At 32.9% G+C, this 23,663-nt stretch carries 21 protein-coding genes and 1 tRNA gene; 15 read left to right on the forward strand and 7 right to left on the reverse strand.

Going from position 1 to position 23,663, the window contains the following annotated elements; all coding sequences use genetic code 11:
• Positions 1-18 precede the first annotated feature (18 nt).
• From BTO06_RS02215 to BTO06_RS02235, 5 genes are read right to left on the reverse strand one after another with little or no spacing between them, the layout of a single operon-like run.
• Entirely contained in the window at positions 19-1,392 is a 1,374-nt protein-coding gene (locus BTO06_RS02215; protein ID WP_100923765.1) for an aldehyde dehydrogenase, read from the reverse strand.
• Between the two features lie 3 nt (positions 1,393-1,395).
• Entirely contained in the window at positions 1,396-2,424 is a 1,029-nt protein-coding gene (locus tag BTO06_RS02220; RefSeq protein WP_100923766.1) for an alkane 1-monooxygenase, read from the reverse strand.
• A gap of 33 nt (positions 2,425-2,457) precedes the next feature.
• Complete coding sequence (locus BTO06_RS02225) at positions 2,458-3,147, reverse strand: RluA family pseudouridine synthase (protein ID WP_100923767.1); 690 nt, start codon at positions 3,145-3,147, stop codon at positions 2,458-2,460.
• 6 nt (positions 3,148-3,153) lie between these two features.
• The gene (yihA, locus tag BTO06_RS02230) at positions 3,154-3,765 is read right to left on the reverse strand and encodes a ribosome biogenesis GTP-binding protein YihA/YsxC (RefSeq protein WP_100923768.1); all 612 of its coding nucleotides are present in this window, start codon (positions 3,763-3,765) and stop codon (positions 3,154-3,156) included.
• A 25-nt stretch (positions 3,766-3,790) separates the two neighbouring features.
• Positions 3,791-4,555 carry an alpha/beta fold hydrolase gene (locus BTO06_RS02235; RefSeq protein WP_100923769.1) on the reverse strand — a complete coding sequence of 255 codons (765 nt, stop codon included), beginning with the start codon at positions 4,553-4,555 and terminating at the stop codon, positions 3,791-3,793.
• Between the two features lie 196 nt (positions 4,556-4,751).
• Between BTO06_RS02235 and mraZ the strand changes: the two genes are divergently transcribed.
• The 15 genes from mraZ (at position 4,752) to BTO06_RS02310 (ending at position 20,762) form a co-directional block, all read left to right on the forward strand.
• On the forward strand, positions 4,752-5,213 hold the full coding sequence (mraZ, locus tag BTO06_RS02240) for a division/cell wall cluster transcriptional repressor MraZ (protein ID WP_100923770.1): 462 nt from the start codon (positions 4,752-4,754) through the stop codon (positions 5,211-5,213).
• Positions 5,206-6,105 (forward strand): 16S rRNA (cytosine(1402)-N(4))-methyltransferase RsmH, encoded by a 900-nt coding sequence (gene rsmH / locus BTO06_RS02245; RefSeq protein WP_100923771.1) that lies wholly within the window; start codon positions 5,206-5,208, stop codon positions 6,103-6,105. The genes mraZ and rsmH overlap by 8 nt, the downstream gene beginning before the upstream one ends.
• Before the next feature lies 1 nt (position 6,106).
• On the forward strand, positions 6,107-6,433 hold the full coding sequence (locus BTO06_RS02250; RefSeq protein ID WP_100923772.1) for an FtsL-like putative cell division protein: 327 nt from the start codon (positions 6,107-6,109) through the stop codon (positions 6,431-6,433).
• A 58-nt stretch (positions 6,434-6,491) separates the two neighbouring features.
• A complete protein-coding gene (locus BTO06_RS02255; protein ID WP_100923773.1) occupies positions 6,492-8,453 on the forward strand; it encodes a penicillin-binding protein in 1,962 nt (653 codons plus the stop codon).
• Positions 8,454-9,905, forward strand: coding sequence for a UDP-N-acetylmuramoyl-L-alanyl-D-glutamate--2,6-diaminopimelate ligase (locus BTO06_RS02260; protein ID WP_100923774.1), 1,452 nt, complete (start codon positions 8,454-8,456; stop codon positions 9,903-9,905).
• Between the two features lie 14 nt (positions 9,906-9,919).
• The gene (mraY, locus tag BTO06_RS02265) at positions 9,920-11,146 is read left to right on the forward strand and encodes a phospho-N-acetylmuramoyl-pentapeptide-transferase (RefSeq protein WP_100923775.1); all 1,227 of its coding nucleotides are present in this window, start codon (positions 9,920-9,922) and stop codon (positions 11,144-11,146) included.
• Positions 11,146-12,480: a UDP-N-acetylmuramoyl-L-alanine--D-glutamate ligase gene (gene murD, locus BTO06_RS02270; protein WP_100923776.1), complete on the forward strand. Its 1,335-nt coding sequence runs from the start codon at positions 11,146-11,148 to the stop codon at positions 12,478-12,480. The genes mraY and murD overlap by 1 nt, the downstream gene beginning before the upstream one ends.
• Before the next feature lie 6 nt (positions 12,481-12,486).
• A complete protein-coding gene (locus tag BTO06_RS02275; RefSeq protein ID WP_100923777.1) occupies positions 12,487-13,674 on the forward strand; it encodes an FtsW/RodA/SpoVE family cell cycle protein in 1,188 nt (395 codons plus the stop codon).
• 10 nt (positions 13,675-13,684) lie between these two features.
• Entirely contained in the window at positions 13,685-14,776 is a 1,092-nt protein-coding gene (gene murG / locus BTO06_RS02280) for an undecaprenyldiphospho-muramoylpentapeptide beta-N-acetylglucosaminyltransferase (RefSeq protein WP_100923778.1), read from the forward strand.
• On the forward strand, positions 14,776-16,125 hold the full coding sequence (murC, locus tag BTO06_RS02285; RefSeq protein ID WP_100923779.1) for a UDP-N-acetylmuramate--L-alanine ligase: 1,350 nt from the start codon (positions 14,776-14,778) through the stop codon (positions 16,123-16,125). Before murG ends, murC begins: the two co-directional genes overlap by 1 nt.
• Positions 16,122-16,865, forward strand: a complete 744-nt coding sequence (locus tag BTO06_RS02290) for a cell division protein FtsQ/DivIB (protein ID WP_157811712.1) — start codon at positions 16,122-16,124, stop codon at positions 16,863-16,865. Before murC ends, BTO06_RS02290 begins: the two co-directional genes overlap by 4 nt.
• Positions 16,852-18,198: a cell division protein FtsA gene (gene ftsA, locus BTO06_RS02295; protein WP_100923781.1), complete on the forward strand. Its 1,347-nt coding sequence runs from the start codon at positions 16,852-16,854 to the stop codon at positions 18,196-18,198. The genes BTO06_RS02290 and ftsA overlap by 14 nt, the downstream gene beginning before the upstream one ends.
• Before the next feature lie 46 nt (positions 18,199-18,244).
• Positions 18,245-20,143: a cell division protein FtsZ gene (gene ftsZ, locus BTO06_RS02300; RefSeq protein ID WP_100923782.1), complete on the forward strand. Its 1,899-nt coding sequence runs from the start codon at positions 18,245-18,247 to the stop codon at positions 20,141-20,143.
• A gap of 85 nt (positions 20,144-20,228) precedes the next feature.
• Positions 20,229-20,675 carry a GatB/YqeY domain-containing protein gene (locus BTO06_RS02305; RefSeq protein WP_100923783.1) on the forward strand — a complete coding sequence of 149 codons (447 nt, stop codon included), beginning with the start codon at positions 20,229-20,231 and terminating at the stop codon, positions 20,673-20,675.
• Positions 20,676-20,685: 10 nt separating this feature from the next.
• Positions 20,686-20,762: transfer RNA gene (locus tag BTO06_RS02310), tRNA-Arg, on the forward strand.
• A 306-nt stretch (positions 20,763-21,068) separates the two neighbouring features.
• Here BTO06_RS02310 and BTO06_RS02315 read toward each other — a convergent pair.
• Both BTO06_RS02315 and BTO06_RS02320 read right to left on the reverse strand, forming a co-directional pair.
• Entirely contained in the window at positions 21,069-21,614 is a 546-nt protein-coding gene (locus BTO06_RS02315; RefSeq protein ID WP_100923784.1) for an HNH endonuclease, read from the reverse strand.
• A gap of 116 nt (positions 21,615-21,730) precedes the next feature.
• Positions 21,731-22,855 carry a linear amide C-N hydrolase gene (locus BTO06_RS02320; RefSeq protein ID WP_100923785.1) on the reverse strand — a complete coding sequence of 375 codons (1,125 nt, stop codon included), beginning with the start codon at positions 22,853-22,855 and terminating at the stop codon, positions 21,731-21,733.
• Positions 22,856-23,663 lie beyond the last annotated feature (808 nt).

Here is a 23,663-nt window from a genome sequence, read left to right on the forward strand (position 1 = left end):
TTTTCACTTATATAATTTCTATCCTAACTTCATTAAGGTTCTTAATTGTTTTAATTTACCTTTATAAGGAGCGTAACGTGTTGGTATATCGAGCCAATTACCTCTTATAACAACTCCCTTTTTGTGAGAAAAAGTATCGAAAGTATGTTTACCATGATACCCACCAATTCCACTTTCACCAACCCCACCGAAAGGTAAATTATGATTAGCGAAATGTACAGTTGTATCATTTATGGTTCCACCTCCAAATGAATATTGTTTAATGAGTTTTTTTGCAAAAGATTTTTTATTTGTAAATACGTAAAAAGCAAGAGGTTTATCGTATTTAGAAATTATCGAATGTAAATCTTTTTCTTTTTCATAAGAAATCAACGGTAATATTGGTCCAAATATTTCCCCTTTCATTACTTCACTTTCTAAGCTGGGTTCATCTAAAAGTGTTGGAGAAATATAATATTGGTCTCTATTGGTTTTTCCACCAGCTAGAAAAGATTCATTTTCCAACATTTTATGTAAACGATCAAAATTTCTCGAATTTACAATACGCGGGAAGTCATCTGATGTTTCTGGATTTTCTCCATAAGCTTTGATGATTTCTTCAGTAAAAGCTTTAACGAATTCGTCTTTATTTCTTTTATGAATCAGCAAATAGTCTGGAGCGATGCAGGTTTGACCTCCGTTGATAAATTTACCCCAAACGATTCTTTTTGCGGCTAGTTTAATATTTGCTGAATCATCTATGATACAAGGACTTTTCCCGCCGAGCTCCAATGTTACTGGTGTTAGATATTCTGCAGCAGCTTTGGCTACAATTCTTCCTACAGGGACACTACCAGTAAAGAAAATGTAATCCCAACGTTGTGCTAGTAATTCTTGTGATTCTGGAATTCCACCTTCTACCACCGTTACATGATTTGGGTCAAAGACTCTTTCTATAATCTCTTTACAGATTGTGCTAGTATTTGGAGTTAATTCAGATGGTTTTAAAACAACAGTATTACCAGCGGCAATAGCACCTGCTAAAGGAGAAAATGCTAGTTGATATGGGTAATTCCATGGAGCAATAATTAATGTAGTTCCGTATGGTTCTGAGTATATTTTTGCAGAAGATGGAAAGTTTAATAAAGCAGGCATAACTCGTTTTGGTGTTGCCCAGGAAGAAACATTCTTAATCATTGTCTTAACTTCAGAAATTACGATACTAGTTTCTGTCATGACACCTTCGTATTCAGATTTTCTAAAATCATCATGTAGTGCTTTTAAAATATCTCGTTCTCTACGGATAATTTCTTTCAGTAATTTTTGTAAACTTTTCTTTCGGTAGGAAATATCTTTTGTTTGTTGAGTTGCAAAAAATGTTCTTTGCTTCTCAAGAATTTGTGGAATTGTCATGAATTAAATTTCTTGAAGTTTTTTATTCATTATTTTAAACCAAATCGGAGGAAAAAGGGATAATAACATCATTCCTGGGTAACCTGTAGGCATTTGCGGACTTTGAGGTAATGATTTTAATATTTGATAATGTTTACTTCCGTTGTAATGATGATCCGAATGGCGAGATAAGTTGAATAAAACTAATTTTCCGATAACGTGATTTGAATTCCATGAATGAGTATGTTTAACTCGTTCGTATCTTCCAAATTTATTTTTAGTTCTTAGTAATCCATAATGCTCAATGTAGTTGACCGTTTCTAAAAGTAGAATTCCGAAAATTGCTGTCATTAAAAAATAGATTGTTGTAAGTATTCCAAAGAAATAAAAAATGCTTGCCAATAGAATAAAATGGCAGATAGTGTAAATTAACATTCTATTTTGATGATGAAACCAAGATCGTTCCGAGTTTAACATCCTTTTATTCTCCAATTTCCATGCTTCAATGTAACTCATAAATTGAGATCGAATCCAAAATATATAAAGAGGTTCGTTTTTTCTTGCAGTGGCGGCATCTTCTGGTGTTGCAACGTTAAAATGGTGTCCTGCGTTATGATATGGTAAGAAATGAGTCTCCAAAGAAGTCATTAGTAAAATTTCACCTATTAATTCTTCAAATCTATTATTTCTGTGACCAAGCTCATGACCTACATTAATACCAATTACTCCACACATAATTCCCATCGACGATATTCTTCCAATTAACTCTAGCGTTGTTGTGGTTTCATTAACAATAAAAAGAAACCAAACCAAAAAACCGACTTGTACAGGAAGAGTTAGGTACAATATATAGGTGTATAATTTATTGTTTTTTTCAATATCTTCTTGTTCCTTATCAAAGTTTTCAGCGTTAACTTTCAATAGTATATCAGATAAAGGTACGATTCCGAAAACATAAATTAAAGGAAGAAATGTTAACCATCCTGTTGAAGTAAATGATAAATAAACTGTTAACGGAATGGTGAAAACAAGTAAATATTTTAAGGCTTTCATTAATAAAGGATTTAATGTACTAAATATACGAATTTAGTTGCATGCATCCCAAATTGGATCATTTTTTGGAAGTGGTGCGGTTACCTCAATAAGTTTTTTGTTTACTGGATGAGTGAATGAAATTTTTCGAGCGTGTAAATGAATACTTCCATTTTTATTACTACGAGCAAATCCGTATTTTAAATCTCCTTTAATAGGATGACCTATATTGGAAAGTTGACATCTAATTTGATGATGTCTTCCTGTTTCTAAGTCAATTTCTAAAAGACTGTAATTAGTAAGTTCTTTGATAACTTTATAATGAAGAATAGCTTTTTTACTTCCATTGATTTCCTTTGGGAAAGCTTTAGATTTGTTGTTTTTTGGGTTTTTCTTAAGAAAGTTTATTAATGTATTTTCTCTCCTTTTAAGTTTGTCTTTAACTACTGCAAAGTATGTTTTTTTTATGCTTTTCTCTCGAAGCATTTTGTTTAACCTCTCAAGTGCTTTTGAAGTTCTAGCAAAAATAACAATTCCTGATGTCGGACGATCAAGTCTGTGAACCGTACCTAAAAAGACATTTCCTGGTTTATTGTATTTTTCTTTGATATATTCTTTTACTACATCATTAAGGGGTTTGTCTCCAGTTTTGTCACTTTGTACAATATCACCAGCTCTTTTATTAATTATAATAATATGATTGTCCTCGTGAAGAACTAATAGGTTGTCTTTATTAGAATGCATATCGATTTATTTAAAATCATCTGCAACATCCTTATTCACACTAGCAATGAAGTTTAAAACCTCATCTCTTCCAAGTTTTGAAGTAGAAGAAGTTAAAAAGTTAACAGGTAAACTTTCCCAATGAACGAGTAATTTTCTTTTATATGAAGTTATTTGTTTGTTCAATTTAGAGCTAGGTAATTTATCTGCTTTGGTGAAAATAATCGCGAAGGGAATTTGATTCTCACCTAGAAATCTCATGAACTCCAAATCAATTTTCTGCGGATCATGTCTAGAATCAACTAATACAAAAGCACAAACCAATTGTTCTCGTTCTTTAAAGTAATTCTCGATGAAGTATTGAAAAATAGTTCTTTTCTTTTTAGAGACTTTGGCGTACCCATATCCGGGTAAGTCTACTAAAAACCATTCGTTATTTATTTTAAAGTGATTAATTAACTGTGTTTTTCCTGGAGTCCCAGAAGTTTTCGCAAGCTTCTTTCGTTCCATTAACATGTTAATTAATGAAGATTTGCCAACGTTCGATCTTCCAATAAAAGCATATTCAGGAATATGGTCTTTCGGAGCATTAATAACGTTACTATTGCTCATTACAAATTCAGCAGATTTAATCTTCATTATTGTTGTTGTAAATCTAAAAAAATTAAAGATTTCGTTTTGTGAACCATTTTTCAAGAATTTCATTGAACTCTTCGGGATGTTCCATCATTGCGGCATGTCCGCATTTTTCTACCCAAAACAAATCACTATCTGGTAGTAATTTATGGAAGTCTTCAGCTACTTCTGGTGGAGTAACAGTATCTTGTTTCCCCCAAATAATACAGGTAGGTTGATTCATGTTCGGTAAATCGTTAGCCATGTTGTGACGAACCGCACTTTTAGCAATCGCTAAAGTTTTCACTAAAGTGTTTCGGTCATTAATTACATCGTATACTTGATCAACTAATTCGTCTGTAGCAATTGATTTATCATAAAAAACTTCTTGAGTTTTTGTGCGTACAAATTCTTTATCTCCTCGTCTTGGGTAGTTGTTACCCATAGAGTTTTCATATAAACCAGAACTTCCAGTTAGAACAAGTGCAGTTACGTCTTGCGGATAATGTTTGATATAGTATAAAGCGATATGGCCACCTAAAGAGTTACCTAATAAGACAACATCTTTTAATTTTTTAAATTCAATGAAGTCATGTAGGAATCTTGCTAAATTTTTAACATTGGTTTTCAGTATAGGTAGACTGTAAAGTGGTAATTCAGGAATTAAAACTTTGTATCCTTTTTTCGAAAAATGATTGAATGTAGCGTCAAAATTACTCAAAGCACCCATCAATCCATGAAGAACAATAATCGCTTTTCCTTCTCCAGCTTCAGCATAGGTAAACTTATCTTCTCTCTTTAAAAAATCTGTCATTCGCTAAGATTTGGCTCAGAGCAAAAGTAATTCTTTTTTTGATACCTATCAATTTCTTTTCAATTATGGTTTTTGTGGCTATTTAAACATCAGATAACCAGTTTTTTTGGTTCAAAGTAGAAACTTATTAACAATGTGGTAAAATGTGGTAAAATGTGGTAAAAAATTTATATTTTTGGATATTGCTTGTCCTAAAATGGTAAATTTAATTGGAACATACGAGTGTAAAGCTGACGCCAAAGGAAGGCTTATGGTTGCTTCTTCGTTAAAGAAGCAGCTAAGTTCTGTTTTAGATGAAGGTTTTGTTGTAAAACGTTCAGTTTTTCAGCCATGTCTTGAGTTGTACCCAATGCAGGAGTGGAATGAAATGATGGCGAAAATAAATAAGTTAAATCGTTTCGTTAAAAAGAATAATGATTTTATTAGAAGGTTTACTGCTGGTGTTAAGGTGTTAGAGATGGATTCTACAGGGAGGGTTTTGATACCAAAAGATTTATGCGTGTTTGCGGGAATTGAAAAACAAGTTGTTTTGTCAAGTGCTGTAAATATTATTGAGATTTGGGATAAGAAGAAGTATGAAAGTGTAATTGAAGATACGGCTTCAGGTTTTGCAGAATTAGCTGAGGAAGTAATGGGAAATATAGAAATTGATGAGTAGTTATCATAAGTCGGTTTTACTAGAAGAGAGTGTTGATGCGCTTAATATAAAGGAAGATGGTGTTTATGTTGATGTGACATTCGGAGGTGGAGGTCATTCAAAAGAAATACTAAGTCGTTTGGGGGAAAATGGTAGGCTGTTTGCTTTCGATCAAGACGCTGATGCTTTGCAAAATACAATGCAAGATGATCGTTTTGTATTAATCAGTGAGAATTTTAGGTATATCAAGAGGTTTTTACGATTTCACGGTGTTCAAAAAGTTGATGGTGTTTTGGCGGATTTGGGTGTTTCGTCTTATCAATTTGATGAAGCTAAAAGAGGTTTTTCTACTCGTTTCGATGGTGAGTTGGATATGCGAATGAATCAGTCTTCAGGATTGTCAGCAAAAGTTGTAATTAATGAGTATGAGGAGGGGCATTTGGCGGATATTTTGTATTTGTACGGGGAATTGAGAAATGCGCGAGTGATTGCGAAACAAATTGTGAACTCAAGGTCAGAAAAAAGTATCGATACGAGTTTTGAGTTGAAAGAGGTTTTGAAAAGATTTTTGCCGAAAGCAAAGGAACATAAAATATTGGCTCAAATTTATCAGGCGATTAGGATTGAGGTGAATGAGGAGTTGGAAGTGTTAAAAGAATTCTTAATTCAGATTCCTGAGTTGTTAAATGAGGAGGGCAGACTGAGTGTTATCTCATATCATTCATTAGAAGATAGATTAGTGAAGAGGTTTATTAGAACGGGAAGATTTCAAGGTGAACCAGAAAAAGATTTTTATGGTAATACGAATGAGCCGATGAAGAAGATTGGGAAATTAATTGTTCCTACTCAAGATGAGATTAAAGTAAACAATAGAGCACGAAGTGCAAAATTGAGGATTGCAACATTAAAATAGTATGAGTCCAAGTTCTGGAGGTATATATGATTTGTTAAGAGGTAGTTTTCTAACGGATGAATCTGCGGCGAAAAACTGGCGTGTGATTTTCTTTGTGGTGGTTTTGTTATTGGTAATGATTTGGAGTTCTCATTCTGCTGACGAGAAAGCGGTAAAGATTGCTGAATTAAATGAGGTGAAGAGAGAGTTGAGGGCTGAGTATGTAGATACAAGTACGATTTTGATGCGTATGAAATTGGAAAGTGCAATTCGATTAAAAGTAAAAACGAATGGTTTAAGTCCAGCAGAAGATCCGCCACAAAAAATTAAAGTGATAATTAAAGAATAGATTATTGTCAGCAATTAAGAAAAACATATTAAATAAACTCTATATAGTAGCGACTGTTATGTCGCTTTTTCTGCTTGTTGTTGGTTTCAAGGTTTTTGAGTTGCAATATTTAGACGGAGATAAGTATAAGAAAAAAGCGTTAGAATCTACGATTAAAAATGATACCATTTTTGCTAATAAAGGAAATGTGTATGCTGCAGACGGAAATTTACTAGCAACATCAATTTCTAGTTATACAATTAGAATGGATGTGGTTTCTGTTGATGATAATGTTTTCGAAGAAAATATTGCAGGTTTAACTAAAGAGCTTGCTAAAATGCTTGGTAGGACTTCAAGTTACTACGAAAAAAAGTTAAGGGAAGCGAAGAGAGTTCGAAATAGGTACTTGTTAATAGCAAGAAATATTGGGTATAACGATTATATGCGAATGAAGAGTTTCCCAATATTTAAGTTGGGAGTTTATCGTGGGGGTTTTATTGCTGAACAAAAAACTGTAAGAGAGCATCCGATTGGTAAGATAGCAGAAAGAACTATTGGTTATAATGATCATCGTGGTGGTGCAGGAATAGAAGGAGCGTTTTCTAAGTTTATGCTGGGTAAAAACGGATGGAGAATGAAGCAAAAAATTGCAAAAGGTCAATGGAAACCAATTAATGACGTTAATGAGCAAGAGCCTGAAGACGGTAAGGATGTTATTACCACTATTGATGTAAATATTCAGGATATAACGCATCACGCTTTATTAAGGGAAATGGAATATTATGAAGCTGATCATGGTTGTGCTGTTGTAATGGAAACTGCTACAGGGGAAATTAAGGCTATTTCAAATTTAGGAAGAACTTCTACTGGTAAATATTACGAAAAAAGAAATTATGCGGTTTGGGAGAGTCATGAACCAGGGTCTACTTTTAAGCTAGCAAGTTTAATGGCTGGTTTGGAAGATAAAGTTATCGATACTTCAACTGTTGTTGATACTGAAAAAGGAAAGATTTACATTAATAACAGAAAGGTTGAAGATAGTGATAAGGGTGGTTATGGTAAAATATCATTAGCTCGAGTATTTGAAGTTTCTTCAAATGTTGGAATTGTGAAAGCGATTCAAAAACATTATGATAGTAATCCAAAAAAGTTTTTAAAACGAATGAAGCAGTTTGGTTTAGATCAGCAAACTGGAGTAAACATAATGGGTGAAGGAAAGCCTTACATTCCTTCTGTTCAAGAAAAAACATGGAGCCCTATTAGTTTGGAATGGATGGCGTGGGGTTATGGTGTTTCGTTGACGCCGTTGCAGACTTTAATGTTTTATAACGCTGTTGCAAATAATGGTGAGTTGATTAAGCCTCGTTTTGTAAAGGAACTAAGAGTGGCTGGAAAAACGGTCAAAAAATTTGATAAGAAAATTTTAAGGAAACGAATTGCTTCTCAAACAACAATTAATAAGGTGGTTCGTGTTATGGAAAATACTGTTAAGAAAGGAACGGCAAAAGGAATTTATTCTCCTAACTTTTCTATGGCAGGTAAAACGGGTACAGCCAAAAAATACATCCCAAGAACTAAGAATAAAAACGGTGAATATGAAGGTGGTTATTATTCTAATAGGAAGTATGTAGCGTCTTTTGTGGGATTCTTCCCTGTTAAAAATCCGAAATATTCATGTATTGTGGTTATTCATGAGCCAGATGTTATGAAAGGTTATTATGGGGCTAAAGTAGCGGCACCAGTATTCAAGGAAATTGCTCATAAGATTTATACCTCAAAACCTTCAAGTGTACAAATGGTCACAGATTCTATTGTTAGTAAAACAATTGATAAAGACTATAACAAGTATTTCGCGGTTGTAAGTAAATATAAGACCATAATGCCAAAAGTTATTGGTATGAGTGGTATGGATGCAATTTCATTGCTAGAAAATATGGGATTGAAAGTTAGTTTTTCAGGAATGGGAAAAGTGACAGAGCAATCAATTGAAAGAGGTGTGAAAGTTAAAAAAGGAACAACAATACATTTAAAATTATCGTAATTGAAAGTTTTAAAAGACATATTATATAAGGTGCCAGTCAATGCCGTTTTCGGAGATACAAATGTTCATGTGAATTCTATTCAGTTTGATAGCAGAAAGTTGTCTCCAAAAGATATTTTCGTGGCTTTAAAAGGAGTGACTGTTGATGGTCATGACTTTATCGAAAAAGCAATCAAATATAATGTTTCAGTTGTTGTTTGTGAAAGAGTTCCGGAAAATAAGGAATCTAGTATTACTTATGTAGAAGTTGTTGATTCAAGCGAGGCTCTTGCGATGATGTCTGCAAATTTCTACAATAATCCATCAAAAAAAATAAAGTTAATTGGGATCACTGGTACCAATGGAAAAACAACAATTGCAAGTCTTTTGTATGAGTTGTTCATGAGCTTAGGGAAAGGAGTCGGGTTGCTGTCAACTATTAAGATAATGATTAACGATCGTGAGTTTAAGGCAACCCATACTACTCCTGATTCTTTAACTATTAATAGGAGTTTAGCTGAAATGGTTAAGGATGGTATTGAATATTGTTTTATGGAAGTAAGTTCTCACGGAATTCATCAAAATCGAATAATGGGATTAGATTTTGTTGGTGGTGTATTTACGAATCTTTCTCATGATCATTTAGATTATCATCAAACTTTTGCTGAGTATCGAGATGTGAAGAAACGTTTTTTTGATCAATTATCTAAAGATGCTTTTGCGTTAACGAATATTGACGATAAAAACGGAAGTATAATGGTTCAAAACACCAAGGCGAAAAGGTTGTCATATGCCTTAAAAACGCTAGGGGATTATAAAGCCAAAATCTTAGAAAAGAGTTTCTCTGGTTCACTCTTAACTATAAACGGTGTTGAAATATGGACAAAGTTGATTGGGAATTTCAATGCTTATAATGTATTAGCTATTTACGGTGTGGCCGATTTATTAGGTGTTGATAATCTTGAAATTTTAAGAGGAATTAGCGAGTTGAATAGTGTAAGTGGAAGATTTCAATACGTGGTGTCAGAAGACAAGATTACAGCAATTGTTGATTATGCACACACACCAGATGCTCTTAAGAATGTCTTGGAAACGATTAATGGAATTAGAACAGGTAACGAAAATGTAATTACTGTTGTGGGTTGTGGTGGTGATCGAGATAAATTGAAAAGGCCAAAGATGGCGCATATTGCTTCTCAGTTAAGTAGTCAAGCGATTTTTACTTCTGACAATCCAAGGACAGAGGACCCTCAAGTCATTATTGATGAAATGGAAAAAGGAGTTTCTCCTGAAAATTATAAAAAGACATTATCTATTGTAGATAGAAAACAGGCGATCAAAACGGCTTATAAATTGGCTCAGCCTGGTGATATAATTTTAGTTGCTGGAAAAGGACATGAAAATTATCAAGAAGTGAATGGCGAAAGACGTTATTTTGATGATTTGGAGGAAATAAAAATGTGTTTTAATTAGTAATCGTTTAGAGGATGTTGTATTATTTATTTGAGTATTTAGAAAGTGAATTTAATTTAACTGGGGCAAGTGTTTTTCAGTTCATTACATTCAGGTCTGCAGCTGCTTTCATTCTGTCGTTGTTATTATCTACAATCTTTGGTAAGCGCGTTATTAATTATTTAAGAAGACTGCAGGTTGGTGAAACAATTCGAGATTTAGGATTAGATGGTCAAATGCAGAAAGCAGGAACACCGACAATGGGAGGTATTATTATTATTGCTGCGACTTTAATCCCCGCATTGTTATTAGCAAGATTAGATAACATTTATGTAACGATTCTTTTGATAACTAGCGTTTGGATGGGATTCATCGGTTTTACTGATGATTATATCAAAGTTTTCAAGAAAGATAAAGCTGGATTAAAAGGTGTTTTTAAAGTAATTGGTCAAGTTGGTCTTGGATTAATTGTGGGGGCAATGTTGTATTTCAGTCCGTCAGTTACTATTAAAGAGCAGCTACCGATTGAACAACAGGTAATTCAAGAAAACGGCAAAAGGCAGGTGTTTGGAGAGGCTCATAAATCTACAAAAACAACAGTTCCTTTTCTAAAAGATAACGAGTTAGATTATGCTAAGGCTCTTAGCTTTTTAGGAGATGGATACGAGAAGTATGCTTGGTTAATTTTTATTCCAATTGTCATTTTTATAGTAACAGGAATTTCGAACGGAGCCAATTTAACTGATGGAATCGATGGCTTAGCTGCGGGTTCTTCTGCAATTATGGTGCTGGTTTTGGCCTTATTTGCATGGGTTTCGGGTAATATAGTTTTTGCAGATTATCTGGATGTAATGTATATCCCAAATTCTGGAGAAATGACTGTTTTTGTATTGGCTTTTGCAGGAGCTTTGATTGGTTTCTTATGGTATAATACATATCCGGCACAGGTGTTTATGGGAGATACAGGTAGTTTAACAATTGGTGGAATCATTGCTGTAATTGCAATAGCAACCAGAAAAGAATTATTACTTCCGTTGCTTGCAGGAATATTTGTTATTGAGAATTTGTCGGTGATATTGCAAGTTGGATATTTTAAATATACCAAGAAGAAGTATGGTGAAGGAAAAAGAATTTTTAAAATGGCTCCTCTACATCATCATTATCAGAAATTGAACTATCACGAAAGTAAAATTGTGACTCGTTTTTGGATTATAGGAATTTTATTGGCAGTATTTTCTATAGTTACATTGAAATTGAGATAATGAAAAAGTTAGTCGTTTTAGGTGGTGGAGAAAGTGGTGTTGGTACTGCTATTTTAGGAAAGAAACAGGGGTTTGATGTCTTTGTTTCTGATTTCGGAGAAATAAGTCAAGAATACAAAGAAGTTCTTTTACAGTATAATATAAATTTTGAAGAAAAACAACACACTCGAGAAGTGATTTTTAAAGCAGATGTTGTAATGAAAAGTCCAGGTATTCCTGATAAAGTACCGGTGATTCAAGAGTTACGATCAGAGGGGATTTCAGTTATTTCCGAAATCGAATTTGCAGGAAGATATACAAATGCAAATATTATCGGGATAACTGGTTCTAATGGGAAAACAACAACAACATTGCTTACCTATCATTTATTAAAAAACACTGGTTGTAATGTTGGAATTGGTGGGAATATTGGTGAAAGTTTCGCTAAACAAGTTGCTCAGAATTCCTACGAAAATTATGTGTTAGAGTTAAGTAGTTTTCAGTTGGATGGTGTTGAGGATTTTAATTCTCATATCGCAATGATTACAAATATAACACCTGATCATTTAGATCGATATGATTACGATTTTAATAAATATATCACTTCAAAATTTAGAATAGTAAAAAATCAAACTTTAAATGATTTTTTCATTTACGATTTAGACGATAAAGTAATAACGAATTGGTTAAAAGCTAATCCAGTAAAATCAAAATTAGTTCCTTTTTCAATGAAAAAAGAATTGAATTATGGAGCATTTTTTAGGGAGAATAATATAGTAATAAGATTAAACGAAGAAGAGTATATAATGAATACATCCTATTTAACAGTTAAAGGAAAACACAATACAAAGAACGCAATGGCTTCAATGTTGGCGGCTAAATTGTTGAAAGTAAGAAATCAATCAATTACTGAAAGTATGTCGAGTTTTGAAGGAGCTGAGCATCGCTTGGAGAAAGTACTCAAAGTGGAAGGAGTGTCTTACATAAATGATAGTAAAGCGACAAATGTAAATGCTACATTTTACGCACTAGAATGCATGGATAAACCAACAGTATGGATTGTCGGTGGAGTTGATAAAGGAAATGATTATAGTGATTTGTTGCCTTTAGTTCGAGAAAAAGTAAAGGCAATTATTTGTTTAGGTTTAGATAATCAGAAAATCATAAATACGTTCCAGAATGTGGTAGAGGTTATTGTGGAAACTGCTGGAGCAGAAGAAGCGGTAAAAGTATCACATAAGTTAGCAGAGAAAAACGATGTAGTATTGTTGTCTCCAGCTTGTGCAAGTTTTGATTTGTTTGATGATTACGAAGATCGTGGACGTCAATTTAAAAGTGCAGTAAGAAGTTTATAGTAAGCATTGAAAACGATATTTAAACATATCAAAGGAGATCGTACTATTTGGGCAATTGTTGCTATGTTGGCAATATTGTCTTTTATGCCTGTGTATAGTGCTAGTACAAATCTTGTGTATGTAGTTGGGAATGGTTCTACTACAGGGCACTTAATCAAGCACGTAGCTCTATTGATTATGGGCTTTGTTATTTTATATGGAGTTCATAAAATACCATATAGATATTTTAGTGGAGGTTCAGTATTAATGCTGCCAATTGTTATATTGTTACTAATTTTTACAATTGCGCAAGGCAATACTATTGGAGGAGCAAACGCCAGTAGATGGATTCGTATTCCCTTTGTTGGAGTAGGTTTTCAAACGTCAACATTAGCTGGTTTGGTGCTGTTGGTTTATGTAGCTAGATATTTAGCAAAAAATAAAGAGAAGCAGATTGTTTTTAAAGAGAGTGTGATTCAGTTGTGGCTGCCAGTAGGGTTAGTATTGATATTAATTCTTCCTGCAAACTTTTCAACAACGGCAATTTTGTTTTTCATGATTATTTTATTGACTTTTATTGGGGGGTATCCGATCAAATATATTGCCAATGTAGTTGGGATTGGAATTGTAGCATTAGGATTGTTTATTCTGGTAGCAAAGGCTTTTCCTGATTTAATGCCAAACAGAATTCATACTTGGGAGAAAAGGATTTCAGGATTTTTATCGGGAGAGAGTGAGGAGAATTATCAGGTTGAAAAGGCAAAAATAGCAATAGCAACTGGGGGAGTTACAGGTAAAGGTCCTGGTAAAAGCGTTCAAAAGAATTTCTTGCCTCAATCTTCGTCGGATTTTATTTATGCAATTATTGTTGAAGAGTATGGTTTGGTAGGGGCGGTATTTGTACTATTTATTTATTTTTTATTGCTGTTTCGAATTGTTATTTCAGCAAGAAAAGCTACCACAATTTTTGCTACACTGTTAACAATAGGTGTCGGTTTGCCTATTGTATTTCAAGCTATGATTAATATGGCGGTAGCAGTAAATTTGTTTCCGGTAACTGGGCAAACTTTACCGTTAATCAGTAGTGGGGGTACATCTATTTGGATGACTTGTTTTGCCTTAGGAATGATTTTAAGTGTGAGTGCTTCTAAAAATGAAACTGAAGAATCTATTTTGGATGATAATCCACTTGATATATTGCATGAAACTATATAATTAAAGAGAAATGGAAAAGTCTTTAAGAGTCATAATGAGTGGTGGAGGAACAGGAGGTCATATTTATCCTGCTATAGCTGTAGCTAATGAAATTAAGCTGCGTTATCCTCATGCGGAAATTTTGTTCGTGGGGGCGAAAGACAAAATGGAGATGGAAAAGGTTCCACAGGCGGGATATAAGATCAAAGGTTTGTGGATTTCTGGGATTCAAAGAAAACTAACGTTAAAGAACTTATTATTTCCAATAAAGTTAATTAGTAGCTTGTGGAATGCCTATAAAATTATAAGAAAATTTAAGCCAAATGTAGTTGTTGGTACTGGCGGTTTTGCCAGTGGACCAACGTTAATGGTTGCAAATAAAAAGGGAATACCAACATTGGTTCAAGAACAGAATTCTTTTCCTGGTATTACCAATAAGTTATTGAGTAAAAAGACTAATAAGATTTGCGTTGCTTATGATAATTTAGAGAGGTTTTTCCCGAAAGAGAAAATAATTAAAACTGGGAATCCAGTTCGACAAGATTTGTTGTTGATTCATTCTAAAAGAGAAGAAGCGATAGAGTTTTTTAAACTTGATAGAAATAAGAAAACTGTTTTGATTATCGGTGGAAGTTTAGGAGCCAAAAGGATTAATCAACTAATTGAATTAGAGTCAGACTTTTTAAAAGCACAAAATATTCAATTGCTATGGCAATGTGGAAAGTTGTATTATGAGGAGTACAAGCAGTATAATGATGTAGAAGGAATTCAAGTGTATCCGTTTTTAAATCGTATGGATTTAGCTTATGCTGCGACGGATTTTATTATCTCAAGATCTGGAGCGAGTTCTGTGTCGGAATTATGTATTGTAGGAAAACCAACCATATTTATTCCCTCTCCGAATGTGGCAGAAGATCATCAAACTAAAAATGCAAAGGCAATTGTCGATAAACATGGAGCTTTATTGTTAAAAGAAAGTGATTTAAATACATTTTCAGTAGTTTTTGAAACTCTGATAAAGGACGAAGGTAAACAAGAAAGTTTGAGTGAGAATATAAAAGAGTTGGCGCTTCCAAACGCAACAACTCATATTGTAAATGAAATTGAAAGATTGATAGAGTAGTGGATTTAAAAAATATACATAACGTTTATTTTATCGGTATCGGTGGTATCGGAATGAGTGCTTTGGCAAGGTATTTTTTTAAAAACTATAAAAAAGTAGCAGGTTATGATAAAACACCTTCTCCTTTAACAAAAGAACTTGAAAATTTAGGAATTGAAATTCATTATGATGATAATCTCTCTTTGGTTTCTCAAAACTTTCTAAATAAAGAAAATAGTATCGTAGTTTATACGCCTGCTATTCCAAATAGTCATAAAGAATTGTCTTATTTCCTGCAAAACGATTTCCATGTTTTGAAAAGAGCGGAAGTTTTAGGGAAAATTACCGAGAATACATTTTGTTTAGCGGTAGCTGGTACTCATGGAAAAACAACAACAAGTTCTATTTTAGGACATATCATGCAGCCGTTTAATGCAACTTCTTTTTTAGGAGGAATTACGGAGAATTATAATTCAAATTTGATTCTTGGAAAAGATGAAGTTTCTGTTGTTGAAGCAGATGAATATGATCGTTCTTTTTTGCAGTTATCACCGAATATTGCATGTGTAACTTCTATGGATGCTGATCATCTAGATATCTATGGAGAACATAATTCTTTGTTAGAATCATTTAAAGAATTTTCTAACAAAGTCACAGAGAAATTAATTGTAGCTAAGGGACTTGAATTAGAAGGGTTAACTTATGCTATTGATGAGGATGCTGATTACAAAGCTTTCAATTTAAGAGTGGGTAATGGTGCGTATCTTTTTGATGTTGCTACTCCACAAGGAATTATTACTGATATTGAGTTTAGTTTACCAGGAAGGCATAATATCATGAACGCTTTGGCTGCTTTGGGGATGGCAAATTGTTATGGTGTTTCTTTAGAAGATATTAAATCTCAGTTAAAAACGTTTGCTGGAGTTCAGAGACGTTTTTCATATAAAATAAAAGAAGATAATTTAGTTTTAATAGATGATTATGCACATCATCCGACAGAGATAAAAGTAGTTGCGTCAGCAGTTAGGGAAATGTATCCTGATAAGAAAGTCTTGGCTGTTTTTCAACCTCATTTATATTCAAGAACTAAAGATTTTATTGAAGAGTTTGCCTACGAGTTGTCAAAATTTGATGATTTGGTTTTGTTAGATATTTATCCTGCTCGTGAATTACCCATGGAAGGAGTAACATCAAAATGGTTACTGAGTAAAATAAAATCTGAAAATAAGTGTTTGTTGTCTAAGGAAAAGATGAAAAATTATGTGAAAGAGTCAGATGCAAGTGTTGTTTTGATGTTGGGAGCCGGAGATATTGGTCTGTTAGTGAAAGAAGTAAAAGAAGTAATGATAAATCGTGTAAAAAAAGTATGAATAGACAGATAATTATTTCTTCAATATTTGTTTCTTTGCTGCTTGTTTTGTCGATATTATACGGCTTTTCAAAAAATAGAAATTTAGACAGAAATGTGTATTCTATTCAGGTTAATTTTGCTGATGGTGATAATTCATTTTTAACACACGAGACGGTTAATAAATTGTTAATACAAAGTGAGGTAGCTGTTATAAACAAAGCAAAAAGAATCATAGATTTACATAGTCTAGAGGAAAAGGTGTTGGCGAATCCATATGTAGATAAGGCGAAAGTTTTTGTCACACCAGGGGGATTAATTAAAACTCATATTTCACAAAAGGAACCTATAGCCAGAATTATTTCTGGTGACCAGATGTTTTATATTGATGATGAAGGATATGAATTTCCATTGTCAACAAATTATTCTGCGCGAGTGCCATTGGTAAAAGGAGAAAATTTATCTTCTAATATTGAAGAAATCACGAAGTTAATTCGATTTATTTCTAAAGATGATTTTCTTAAAAAGGAAATTACAGGTGTTCGAGTTACGAATATTAAAGAGTACATCTTACATGTACGAAGTGGAGATTATACCATTCATTTTGGAAAGTTTGACAACGTGAATGTGAAGTTTAAAAAGTTAAAGGCTTTTTATAATAAATCGTTAAAAGACAAATCGATTAATAAATACGAGACAATTAATTTAAAGTACCGCAACCAAGTGGTTTGCACAAAACAAAATCAAGATGGAAAACAATAAAATCGCAGTTGGTTTAGATATCGGAACGACCAAAATTGTTGCCATGATTGGACGAAAGAACGAATATGGTAAAATTGAAGTCCTTGGTATTGGAAAAGCGAAAAGCTTGGGTGTAAAGCGTGGTGTAGTAAATAATATTACTCAAACAATACAGTCGATTCAACAAGCAGTTGATGAGGCAGAAAGTGTTTCGGGACAAAGAATAAATGAAGTAGTTGTAGGTATTGCGGGTCAACATATAAGAAGCCTGCATCACAGTGATTATATCACTCGTGAACATGCTGATGAAGTAATTGAAGAAAGCGATATCGAGAATTTGGTAAACCAAGTTCACAAATTGGTAATGTTGCCAGGTGAAGAAATTATCCATGTGTTGCCGCAAGAATTTAAAGTTGACAGTCAGCCCGATATCAAAGAACCAATCGGTATGTATGGTGGCAGACTAGAAGCAAACTTTCATGTAGTGGTAGGACAAGTTTCGTCAATTCGTAATATCGGAAGATGTGTTAAAAGTGCTGGGTTAAATTTAAGCGATATCACATTAGAGCCTTTAGCTTCTGCATCAGCGGTTTTAAGTCAAGAAGAAAAAGAAGCAGGTGTTGCTTTAATTGATATTGGTGGAGGAACAACAGATTTGGCAATTTTTAAAGATGGGATTATCCGTCATACAGCAGTAATTCCTTTCGGGGGAAATGTAATTACTGAAGATATCAAGGAGGGATGTTCTATTATTGAAAAACAAGCTGAATTATTGAAAATAAAATTCGGGTCGGCTTGGCCTGGAGAAAATAAAGAAACAGAGATTGTCTCCATTCCAGGATTAAGAGGTAGAGAACCTAAAGAAATTACACTCAAGAATCTTTCTAAGATAATTCATGCAAGAGTTCAAGAAATTATTGAGCATGTATATTTAGAAATAAAAAATTACGGACACGAAACCCAAAAAGGGAAATTGATAGCTGGTATTGTTTTAACAGGAGGAGGATCTCAGTTAAAGCATTTACGTCAGTTAGTCGAATATATTACAGGAATGGATACCAGAATCGGATATCCGAATGAACATTTAGCTGGTGATAGTGATGATGTTTTATCAAGCCCGTCTTACGCAACTGCTGTAGGACTTTTAATGGAAGGTTTAGAAAAACAATCAACAATTATCGAAGAGGAACCAGTAATTGTTCAGAAACAAGAAGTGAATGCTGATTTAGATCCTGCAGAGGAATCACAAGAAGTTGTGGAAGAAAAGCAAGAGGAGAAAACTGTGAAACGAGGTAAATCTTTCTTAGAGAAATTTACAGAAAGATTTAAGGAGTTTTTAGACAACGCAGAGTAAAAAATTAATTAAGAGATAAAGAGTTTAAACAAAAAGAAGAGTTATTATGAGCGCAGAATTTGATAACATTTCATTTGATATGCCAAAAACACAATCAAACACAATAAAAGTGATTGGTGTTGGAGGTGGAGGTAGCAACGCAGTAAATTACATGTATAATAAACAAATTCACGGTGTTGATTTTGTAATCTGTAATACTGATTCCCAAGCATTAGAAAATAGTCCAATACCTAATAAAATTCAATTAGGAGCGCACTTAACTTCTGGTTTAGGTGCTGGAGCCAATCCTGAAGTTGGAGCACAAGCTGCTGCTGAAAGTATCCAGGAAATTCAGCAGATGTTAAATACACACACAAAAATGGTGTTTATTACTGCTGGAATGGGTGGTGGTACCGGAACTGGTGCTGCTCCAATTATCGCAAAAATAGCGAAGGATATGGATATCCTAACTGTTGGAATTGTAACAATGCCTTTCCAATTTGAGGGAAGAATGCGCTCAAAACAAGCTCAAAAAGGAATTGATGAACTTCGAAGAAATGTTGACTCTTTAATAGTTATCAATAATAATAAATTACGCGAAGTATACGGAAACTTAGGATTTAAATCTGGTTTCTCGAAGGCAGATGAAGTTTTAGCTACTGCAGCGAAAGGAATAGCAGAAGTAATTACACATCACTATAAGCAAAATATTGATTTACATGATGCAAAAACAGTATTAGCAAATAGTGGAACTGCTATTATGGGGTCTGCAAGAGAAGCAGGAGATAATCGTGCTAAGAATGCAATTATTAAAGCACTTGATTCTCCGTTATTAAATGATAACAAAATTACAGGAGCAAAGAATGTCTTATTGTTAATTGTATCAGGTTCAAACGAGGTTACTTTAGACGAAATCGGAGAGATTAACGATTATATTCAAACAGAAGCGGGGTATGATGCAAATATCATTATGGGTATTGGTGAAGATGAAGCTCTAGAAGAAGGAATTTCTGTAACTGTTGTAGCAACTGGTTTTGCTCAAGATCAGCAACAAACTATTAATAATGTAGAAACAAAAAAGATTGTTCATACATTAGAAGAAGATCAAAAAGCTACTTATGATTTCGATCAAAAACCTGTTTTAAAATCTCCAACATTGGATCAGCCTAAACCAACTAAAAAAACAGGAGAGAAAGTTGTTCATATTTTAGATTTGAATGAGGAGGAAAAAGTAGTTCTTCCAATGTCAGATATTGTGAAAACTACAGAAACTATAAAAAACATAGAAGTTGATTTTGAAGAAGTTTCGTATGAAAATATTACAGCGGTTCCAGCAGCTGAATTTGTAATAACTAATGTTAAAAAAAAGCAAGAAATTACACAGGGAAAAGAAGTGACTCCTGCGATTCAACAAAACTTATTATTTGATTTACCCTTAAATTCGTATGAAGAAATTAAGTCAACTCAAACGATAGAAAATGAACTTTTAAAAACAACTGAAGCTATCAGGAATATTGAGGTAGTTGCTGAAGAGGTAAAACCAGTTTATGAGAAAAGATATGTACTTGACGACTTTGATATACAACCAACAATAGGAAAAAGTTCTGTTCCCGAAGTAGAGGCGAAGGAAGAGGAAGCATTACAATTTGAGGTTCGAACAAAATCAGAGGGAACTGTAAGTGAAGATAGTTCAAGTGATGAAGCTTCACCTTTGAGTTTAACGATTACAGAGTTACAGAGAAGAGCAAAGGAGCGTAGGGAAAAGATGAAAGGATTTAATTATAAATTCTCTGATCAAGTTAATAAGAATATTGATGATATTGAGCGTCAACCTGCTTATAAAAGGTTAGGCGTAGATTTAGATACTAATACTAAAATTAGTAAAACGGAAACTCCATTGGATACAAGTTCGGATGATTTTCCGCTTCGCTCAAATAATTCGTTTCTACATGATAATGTAGATTAATATATAGCAAACACAAATTTGAAATCTAGATGAATCAGGGTTGTTTTATTTGTATTTTTGAAAAGCAGAACAAGAAATTACATAAATGAGCATACAGAAGGAAATTACAGAAAAAATGAAAGAGGCTATGAAGGCTAAAGATACAGTTGGTTTAACTGCTCTGAGAGCTTTAAAGTCGGCTTTTTTATTAGCTAAAACAGAAGCAGGTGCTGGTGAATTAACTGCTGAGCAAGAATTGAAAATTATTCAAAAACAAGTGAAGCAGAGAAAAGATAGTGCTCAAGTTTATATTGAACAAAATAGACAAGATTTAGCAGATCCGGAATTAGCTGAAGCTCAGATTTTAGAACGGTTTTTACCAGAACCATTAAGTGAAGATGAAATATCAAAAGTTGTTATTGAAGTTATAGCTGAAACTGGTGCTGAAGGAATGAAAGACATGGGAAAAGTAATGGGGATTGTATCTAAGAAATTAGCTGGTCAAGCTGACGGAAAAACAATTTCTGTAATTGTAAAACAAAAGTTATCTTAGAATAGTTTTCGGCCTAGTAGTTCAACTGGATAGAATATCAGATTTCGGCTCTGAGGGTTAGGGGTTCGAATCCTCTCTAGGTCACCAATATATTTTTTGCAAACAATAAAATTTTTATTAAATATTGAAAACCAACAATTTATTGTTGGTTTTCTTTTTTTTATTTGCTAGATGAAAAAAAACGAGCATAAAAATGACCTAACAAACTACCCAGAAAATTTATCTGGGAAGTTTTTTAAAAAGTTAGATTATTAAATTTTTCTCAGAACAGGTTATGAATCAATTTATTTTAGAACGAAAGCATAATACTATTCCATTCTTCATTTCTAAAAATGAAGTTATTGAGCTTGCTTGTGTTTTTAATTGCGGATGTTTTGGGTTTGATTTTATGAATTATTCGCTCACAGAACTCCAATTCTCACCCCTCTTTATTCTATGAATTTGAGTATCGGATACACCAAAACGTCTTGCAATCTTACTTATTTTGTTTCTTTTATTTTTTAATTGTCGTTTTATTATTTTTACTTTTCCTTCGTTAAGTTTACCTATTTTTTTACTTCTGTTTTCAACGATTTTTTCCCAGTTAGGGTTGTTAAATTGGTGAAGTTCTTTTTCTCTTTTAGTGGCCCATTTTAAATTTTCTAATCGGTTATCTGTTTTATCATAATTTAAATGTATCACGTAAACCCCATCATTTTGATCTAGAAAATGTTCAGCTACGAGTTTATGAACATATCTGCTAGTTGATTTGCCGTTTCGCTTCTGTTTGAGTGGTAAGTTTTGATAGCCGTTAATGTATGTTTTTTTTACTTCAAATTCATTTTGACCCTTACAGTTTATAATTCGTCCGTAATTTGATATTTTAAATTTTTCGTTGTCGGCAATTCCTGCGTCGAATTTAATTTTCTTCCATTCTTCGTTCCAATAATTTCGTATCATTCTAAATATTTTTTGAAATGCACTAAATGTTTAATTACAGAATTTCTATGTATAGCAAGTTCTGTTTACATTAGTTTCTCATTTCGAAATTTTTAATCAAAATTATTTCAAATTCATTAACCCTTTTTGTTATCAATTGTAATTGTCTTATAATCTTGAGCTTTACTGACATCAAGATTTCTTCTTACAAGTCTTTTTCTTTCGAAGTCTATAGTTTTCAAATCTAATACACGAATCCTGTGGTTATTCATTGTGCGATAATAGTATTTTAAAGATTTTGTGTCCGCTGCTGTTGTGTATTGAGTGTCCCCTAAAATTGAAGGATCGTGTTTAGTGCCCATGGTACCAATAGGAATATCAAAATTATTTAAAATTCTAAAAGCTTCGGAAATTGCTCTCTCTCCATTTTCGAGAGCGGTTACAGAATTTCGCATCGCTGTAGCTCTAACAAATCGAGATGGAGGGGTATAATCTCCTGGTAAACCCAACATACCACTACCTGCTCCTGTTGGAGTTATTTCGAGTGTACCTATTTTTACAGGTGATATTTCTTCAACACCAATTGAAATGTAGTTTTTAAGATTGGTTAAATGCCAAGGATAATCGGGGCTATTGGTTAAAACTCCAACAGAATTATCATATATATGTAGTTGTTCGTTAGTATACTCTATAATTATACTATTTCCATCTTTATCTGAAACCATGTAGTGTAATGGAGCGGTAATTCCTCCTATTTCTTTTTCAGGTTTTGGAACTACTCGCACCTTTCGAAGTAGATCTCTTACGTCTTGAGTTGTTTTACAACTAGAAAGTAATAATAAGGCCATTTCACCAGGGGTTATTGATGAATCAGCTTTATCCTTAATAAATGATTGATATGAGGCATATCTAGGTAAATAGAGAACAGAAACAGCAAGTCCTTTTTCATTAAGACCATCTGCAACTCGAGGATCTTGAAGTGCATTAATGCCTACAAATCCATATTTTCCAACCCATGTCATACCAATAATCTTATCTTGTAACTCTGTTCGATAAGTATAATTTCGAGGATAGACCAATAGCTCGGGTTGCATATCGTAAGCACCCCATTCCATGGTTCTTGCTTGAATAAAAGCCCCATTCTTACTTTTTAAAGTTATTCCCGTACACTCTGGTAATTCCTTTTTGTTATTTAGATTTACCGTAAAACTTAAGTGTACCAAAACACTAAAGAATAATATGATTTTCAAAAAAAATCTCATGTGATACTCTGTTTTTTTATCAATTAGAAAAATCTACTTTTAATTTACAAATTAAATTTATTTTGATCTTAATCATATTCATTTATAACTTGACTAGTGCTTTTATTTTTGAAGCTCAGTCCTAATAGCAGTCAAAAATACCTCTTTAACTGTTCCATTAGCAATTATAATGTTTGTTTTTCTTTTTTGTAAGCCTTTATAAACCGGTATCGGTTTAGTTTTATGAGGAAAATATTTTTAAATTCTTATTATCTCTTTTTAAGAAAGAATCTTTCGAATATTTTTCAATTGTCTGCAATTCAATCAAAGTAATGGTTTGCGAACTATTTTATTGTTTTGAATATCCATTTTTAATTCTGTAAAATTAAAACCTTTTGTAAAGTATACTTTTAAGTTTTGCCCATTTTGCAATCAGATCGTAATAGTTACTTTACCATTTTTAGCACTGTAAATAAAATTTAAATTTATAAAGAAAAATAAATCATGAACAAGTAAAATGTTTTGATATTATTTGCTCCATTCTTCTTTGGAGTTGAAAGTTGAATTAAAACTTATAAATATATCTACTTAATTCGTGTCTTTTTTCAGGGCTGAATTCAATATTATTGAATTTTTAATATTGATTAACTAGTTTCTTACAGTTGGCTCTGATGATTATTGTATTTAGTGATTTCATATTTCGGGTTGAAAAATAAAATTAAGCAAAAATTAATTAACTCCAAATTAATTTTTAAAACATAAAAAATATTCTGAACAGTTTTTTATAATGTATATGAGAAAGATAATAATCACAACTGAAGAATTATAT

This window comes from Tenacibaculum sp. SZ-18, from assembly GCF_002813915.1.
In the GTDB taxonomy this organism is placed as follows: domain Bacteria; phylum Bacteroidota; class Bacteroidia; order Flavobacteriales; family Flavobacteriaceae; genus Polaribacter.

Excerpts from the sequence above, each read along its gene's own strand:
- BTO06_RS02235 (WP_100923769.1), bottom strand. The coding sequence starts at position 4,555 with ATGACAGATTTTTTAAAGAGAGAAGATAAGTTTACCTATGCTGAAGCT.
- BTO06_RS02305 (WP_100923783.1), top strand. The coding sequence starts at position 20,229 with ATGAGCATACAGAAGGAAATTACAGAAAAAATGAAAGAGGCTATGAAG.
- ftsA (WP_100923781.1), top strand. The coding sequence starts at position 16,852 with ATGGAAAACAATAAAATCGCAGTTGGTTTAGATATCGGAACGACCAAA.
- murG (WP_100923778.1), top strand. The coding sequence starts at position 13,685 with ATGGAAAAGTCTTTAAGAGTCATAATGAGTGGTGGAGGAACAGGAGGT.
- rsmH (WP_100923771.1), top strand. The coding sequence starts at position 5,206 with ATGAGTAGTTATCATAAGTCGGTTTTACTAGAAGAGAGTGTTGATGCG.
- BTO06_RS02315 (WP_100923784.1), bottom strand. The coding sequence starts at position 21,614 with ATGATACGAAATTATTGGAACGAAGAATGGAAGAAAATTAAATTCGAC.
- ftsZ (WP_100923782.1), top strand. The coding sequence starts at position 18,245 with ATGAGCGCAGAATTTGATAACATTTCATTTGATATGCCAAAAACACAA.
- mraZ (WP_100923770.1), top strand. The coding sequence starts at position 4,752 with ATGGTAAATTTAATTGGAACATACGAGTGTAAAGCTGACGCCAAAGGA.
- BTO06_RS02250 (WP_100923772.1), top strand. The coding sequence starts at position 6,107 with ATGAGTCCAAGTTCTGGAGGTATATATGATTTGTTAAGAGGTAGTTTT.
- BTO06_RS02215 (WP_100923765.1), bottom strand. The coding sequence starts at position 1,392 with ATGACAATTCCACAAATTCTTGAGAAGCAAAGAACATTTTTTGCAACT.
- BTO06_RS02255 (WP_100923773.1), top strand. The coding sequence starts at position 6,492 with ATGTCGCTTTTTCTGCTTGTTGTTGGTTTCAAGGTTTTTGAGTTGCAA.
- BTO06_RS02320 (WP_100923785.1), bottom strand. The coding sequence starts at position 22,855 with ATGAGATTTTTTTTGAAAATCATATTATTCTTTAGTGTTTTGGTACAC.
- murD (WP_100923776.1), top strand. The coding sequence starts at position 11,146 with ATGAAAAAGTTAGTCGTTTTAGGTGGTGGAGAAAGTGGTGTTGGTACT.
- yihA (WP_100923768.1), bottom strand. The coding sequence starts at position 3,765 with ATGAAGATTAAATCTGCTGAATTTGTAATGAGCAATAGTAACGTTATT.
- BTO06_RS02225 (WP_100923767.1), bottom strand. The coding sequence starts at position 3,147 with ATGCATTCTAATAAAGACAACCTATTAGTTCTTCACGAGGACAATCAT.
- BTO06_RS02220 (WP_100923766.1), bottom strand. The coding sequence starts at position 2,424 with ATGAAAGCCTTAAAATATTTACTTGTTTTCACCATTCCGTTAACAGTT.
- BTO06_RS02290 (WP_157811712.1), top strand. The coding sequence starts at position 16,122 with ATGAATAGACAGATAATTATTTCTTCAATATTTGTTTCTTTGCTGCTT.
- mraY (WP_100923775.1), top strand. The coding sequence starts at position 9,920 with ATGTTGTATTATTTATTTGAGTATTTAGAAAGTGAATTTAATTTAACT.